A 4,070-nucleotide genomic window follows, 5' to 3' on the forward strand; every position below is an offset into this window, starting at 1 on the left:
AGCTCCTTGCCGATCTCTTCAAGCGTGCGGTCGCTCTCGTCGTCAAGCAGTCCGAATCGCATGCGGATCACCGTGCGCTCGCGGTCGTTGAGTTGCTCTAAGATGTCGTCTATCTGCTCTTTTAGGTCGGATTTTAAAATTTGCTCGATCGGCGAAACCGAGCTTTTGTCTTCGACGAAATCGCCGAATTTGCCGTCGTCCTCGTTTCCGATCGGCGCTTCTAGACTGATCGGCTCCTTTGTGATTTTGATGACCTGCTTTACCTTATCGACGCTAAGGCCTACTTCTTGCGCGATGACGTTGATGTCGGGCTCCTTGCCGCCTTCTTGCATATATTTGCGCGTGATTTTATTAATTCGATTTATCGTCTCGATCATATGGATCGGGATGCGGATTGTGCGAGCCTGATCGGCGATGGCGCGGCTGATCGCCTGGCGGATCCACCACGTCGCGTAGGTCGAAAATTTATAGCCGCGCTTGTATTCAAATTTATCCACAGCCTTCATAAGCCCGATATTGCCCTCCTGGATGAGGTCTAAGAACGGCAGCCCGCGGTTGGTGTAGCGTTTGGCGATGGAGACGACCAGGCGCAGGTTGGACTTCGCCATGCGCGCCTTTGCGTTATCGCTGATGCGCTTGCCGCGCTTGATCTGCTCTAAAATTTCTTTCAGCCGCTCGGGCTCGAGGTTGAAGCTTTTTTTGCTCGCCTCTTTTGTCAAAAAGAGCTTTTTTATATCGACGTAGGTCGAGACCATCGTGGCTTCCGGCACGCGCGCGATGATGTCGTCTTTGCTGAGCTTTGTGATATCTTTTAGGATTTTTTTATGATTTTCGCGCAGTTCGGCGCTAAACATCGGCAGCTTGTATTCCAGGCGCTTGAGCTCTTTTTCAAAGCCCTCGTCGCTTTTTAGCGCGGTCTCCATTGATTTTACGATCTCAGTGATGAGCTTGCTGGTTGGACCCAGATCCATGAGCTTTTCTTTTAAAATTTTCTTTTTAAACGCCAAGTTCAGCTTCGATAAAATTCCCTTGCTCTGCTTAATCGCCTCGGCGTTTTTCTCGGCAAATTTCATCCAGTCCTTTTTGGCTTTTTCGAGAGCCTTGAAGCTTTCGATGACCTTTAGAGCGCGCTTATCGTTCTTTTTAGAGCGCTTTTGCTTCGCCTCGTCCGCACTTTCCTCATCCTCCTCGTCGTCATAATCCTCCTCCGATAGTTCCTCTTCGTCTTCCTCTTCACCCTCTTCGTCGCTGTCGTCAAAGCTCTTGAAAAGCTCCTTGACGCGGCGTTCGCGGTTGATTAGCGGCTCTTTATAGTCTAAAATAAAGTCTATTAAGTACGGCACCGAGCAAAACGCGTCGATGATGATGTCCTCGCCGAGCTCGATTTTTTTGCTGATCTCGATCTCTTCTTCTTTCGTCAGCAGCGGAATCTGTCCCATTTCGCGCAGATACATCCGCACCGGGCTGTCCGAACGGCTCCACTCCAAAAGCTCGACGTCGCTAGATAGGTCAAACTCCTCGTCCCAGCCCTCGTCCAGCAGCTTTTTTTGCGTGGCTTCTTTGAGTTTCGCGTCCTCTAAATTTTTGATTTTGGAGATTTCTGCGGCAGAGATCAGCTCCACGTCAAATTTTTTCGTAAGCGCTTCGACCTTCTTAACGGCCGTCGCGGTGGGGGCTTTGTCGAAAAATTTTATCAGTCTTTCGTAGGTGATGTAGCTTTTTTGATTTTCGTCGAAGAACTGCTCGATGGGCGTTAAGGCGTCTTTTGGGCTCGCCATAAAATCTCCTTGTGTCGTTGTGTATTTGTTTTGGAAAATAGGATTATACCGAAACGCTCTTTATTTTTGCTTATATACGGCGCGAACTATCTAAATTTAATAATTTTTGAAATTCTAGAAACTAGGCTAAATTTTAAAATTTAGGTTATATTTTTAGCTAAATTTAAGACTGTTCGCTAAAATTCCGCGTTCGCAAGACGTAAAACCGACGAGCCGAAATTCCGCTTCCTTCACGTTGCCGCTTTAAAATTTAACGCCTCCACACTTCCTATCTCTGCGCTTTGGCGTTTAAATTTAGCCCTAAATTTCAAACGAGGAATTTCGCCCTCATATTGGAGCGATTGAGCGGATTTTAATAAATTTGTCGGTAAAATCGCGCATCTATTTTAAAATTTAAGGCGGAAATATGGCAAAAGTATGGAAATTTGGTGATGATATCGACACCGACATTATTATTGCGGCGCGCTACCTAAATACCTCCGATGCGGCGGTGCTTGCGACGCATATCATGGAGGATGCGGACAAGGATTTTTCGTCCAAAATCGCTCGCGGCGACATCATCGTAGCGGGGAAAAATTTCGGCTGCGGCAGCTCGCGCGAGCACGCACCGATGGCGCTTAAGGCCGCCGGAATTTCATGCGTGATCGCAAAGAACTTCGCTAGGATTTTTTATCGAAACAGCTTCAACACGGGCTTTTTGATCCTCGAATGCGACGAGACGGACAAGATCGCGCAGGGCGACGAGCTTAGCATCGATCTGAAGGGCGGCGTAATTAAAAATTTAACTCAAAAAACTCAGTATAAATTCGGCGCGATACCGGAGTTTATGCAAAAGCTCCTCGACGCAGGCGGAGCGATAAATTACGCAAAAACAAAGATAAACTTGTAAGGAATTTGGATGAAAAAATACGACGTATGCGTGATAAAAGGCGACGGAATCGGCCCTGAGATCATCGAAGAAGCGATCAAGGTGCTCGATGCCGTAAGCCATAAATTTAATTTTGAGCTAAATTTTGACTACCGCTTGATGGGCGGCGCGGCAATCGACATTATGGGCGTTCCGCTTCCGGATGAAACGCTGAATACCGCTAAATCAAGCGACGCAGTGCTTTTCGGTGCGATCGGCGGCGCTAAATGGGACGGCTTGCCGCGCGAACTGCGCCCCGAAAGCGGACTGCTAAAAATTCGCAAAGAGCTTGGAGCGTTTGCAAATTTGCGTCCCGCGATGATTTTTGATGAGCTGATAAATGCTTCGACGCTAAAGCCGGAGATCATCAAAGGCGTCGATATAATGGTGGTGCGCGAGCTTACGGGCGGGATTTATTTTGGGCAGCCGCGCGTTAAAAACGAAAAGGACGCGCTAAATACGATGTGCTACAACGTCTCTGAGATCGAGCGCGTGGCTAAGGTCGCGTTTGAGGCCGCACTTTTGCGAAATAAAAAGATAACGCTCGTGGATAAGGCCAACGTGCTTGAAACAAGCCAGCTGTGGCGCGAGGTCGTAAGCGAGCTAGCGAAAAATTATGCGGGGATAAATTTGGAGTTTATGTACGTAGATAACGCCGCGATGCAGCTCGTGCGGGCGCCTGCGCAGTTCGACGTGATTTTGACGGAGAATTTGTTCGGTGATATTTTAAGCGACGAGGCGAGCATGATCTGCGGCTCGATCGGACTGCTTCCGAGTGCAAGTATCGGCGGTAAGGTAGGAATTTACGAGCCGATCCACGGCAGTGCGCCCGACATCGCGGGACAGGGGATCGCAAACCCGATCGCTACGATCTTAAGCGCTGCGATGATGCTAAAATACGCATTCGGCGAAAATGAGGCCGCAGCGGCGATCGAAAGCGCCGTACGCGCCGTGCTTCGCGACGGATACCGCACCAAGGATATCGCGCAGTACGACGCCAAAGAAATTTGCTCGACTGCAGAGATCGGCTCGATCATCGCAGATTACGCAGCCAAGGCTTAGGAGCCAGCTTTGAATGGCGCACTAGCATACGCTATGGAGCTTGAGAAAAAAGGCGATATCTACGGCGCAATGCGGATTTGCCGCGGTATTTTACGCGATAATCCGCAAGATGGCGATGCGGCTGTGCTTTTTGCGCGGCTAAATTTAAATCATCGAGTAAGCTCGGGCGTTAATATGGCGATGCTGGAGCGCTTTTTAAGCGTCGATGCGCGCAAACAAGCGGAATTTAAGAGGTGGCTAATTGATGTATGAAAATGAACTGGAAGATATCATCGAAGCAGTAAATGAGATGAAAGCGCAAAAGCGCGCGCAAGATTTGACGG

The 4,070-nt window shown here is 48.9% G+C and carries 4 protein-coding genes; 3 read left to right on the plus strand and 1 reads right to left on the minus strand.

The window, feature by feature from the left end; translation table 11 throughout:
• Positions 1-1,778, minus strand: a 1,778-nt coding sequence (gene rpoD, locus Q0369_RS10915; protein ID WP_298099866.1) for an RNA polymerase sigma factor RpoD, incomplete at its 3' end; no start/stop codon positions are given.
• 406 nt (positions 1,779-2,184) lie between these two features.
• On the opposite strand from rpoD, the gene Q0369_RS10920 reads away from it, so the two are divergent.
• Genes Q0369_RS10920 through Q0369_RS10930 form a run of 3 tightly spaced genes read left to right on the plus strand, consistent with a single transcriptional unit; the run spans position 2,185 to position 3,999 of the window.
• Complete coding sequence (locus Q0369_RS10920) at positions 2,185-2,667, plus strand: 3-isopropylmalate dehydratase small subunit (RefSeq protein WP_297880232.1); 483 nt, start codon at positions 2,185-2,187, stop codon at positions 2,665-2,667.
• 9 nt (positions 2,668-2,676) lie between these two features.
• Complete coding sequence (gene leuB / locus Q0369_RS10925) at positions 2,677-3,747, plus strand: 3-isopropylmalate dehydrogenase (RefSeq protein ID WP_298099870.1); 1,071 nt, start codon at positions 2,677-2,679, stop codon at positions 3,745-3,747.
• A gap of 9 nt (positions 3,748-3,756) precedes the next feature.
• Positions 3,757-3,999, plus strand: a complete 243-nt coding sequence (locus tag Q0369_RS10930) for a hypothetical protein (RefSeq protein WP_005869161.1) — start codon at positions 3,757-3,759, stop codon at positions 3,997-3,999.
• Positions 4,000-4,070 lie beyond the last annotated feature (71 nt).

The organism is uncultured Campylobacter sp., assembly GCF_938030685.1.
Lineage (GTDB): Bacteria > Campylobacterota > Campylobacteria > Campylobacterales > Campylobacteraceae > Campylobacter_B.

Bases quoted from the DNA above. Each gene is read 5' to 3' on its own strand.
- Q0369_RS10920 (WP_297880232.1), top strand. From the start codon at position 2,185: ATGGCAAAAGTATGGAAATTTGGTGATGATATCGACACCGACATTATT.
- leuB (WP_298099870.1), top strand. From the start codon at position 2,677: ATGAAAAAATACGACGTATGCGTGATAAAAGGCGACGGAATCGGCCCT.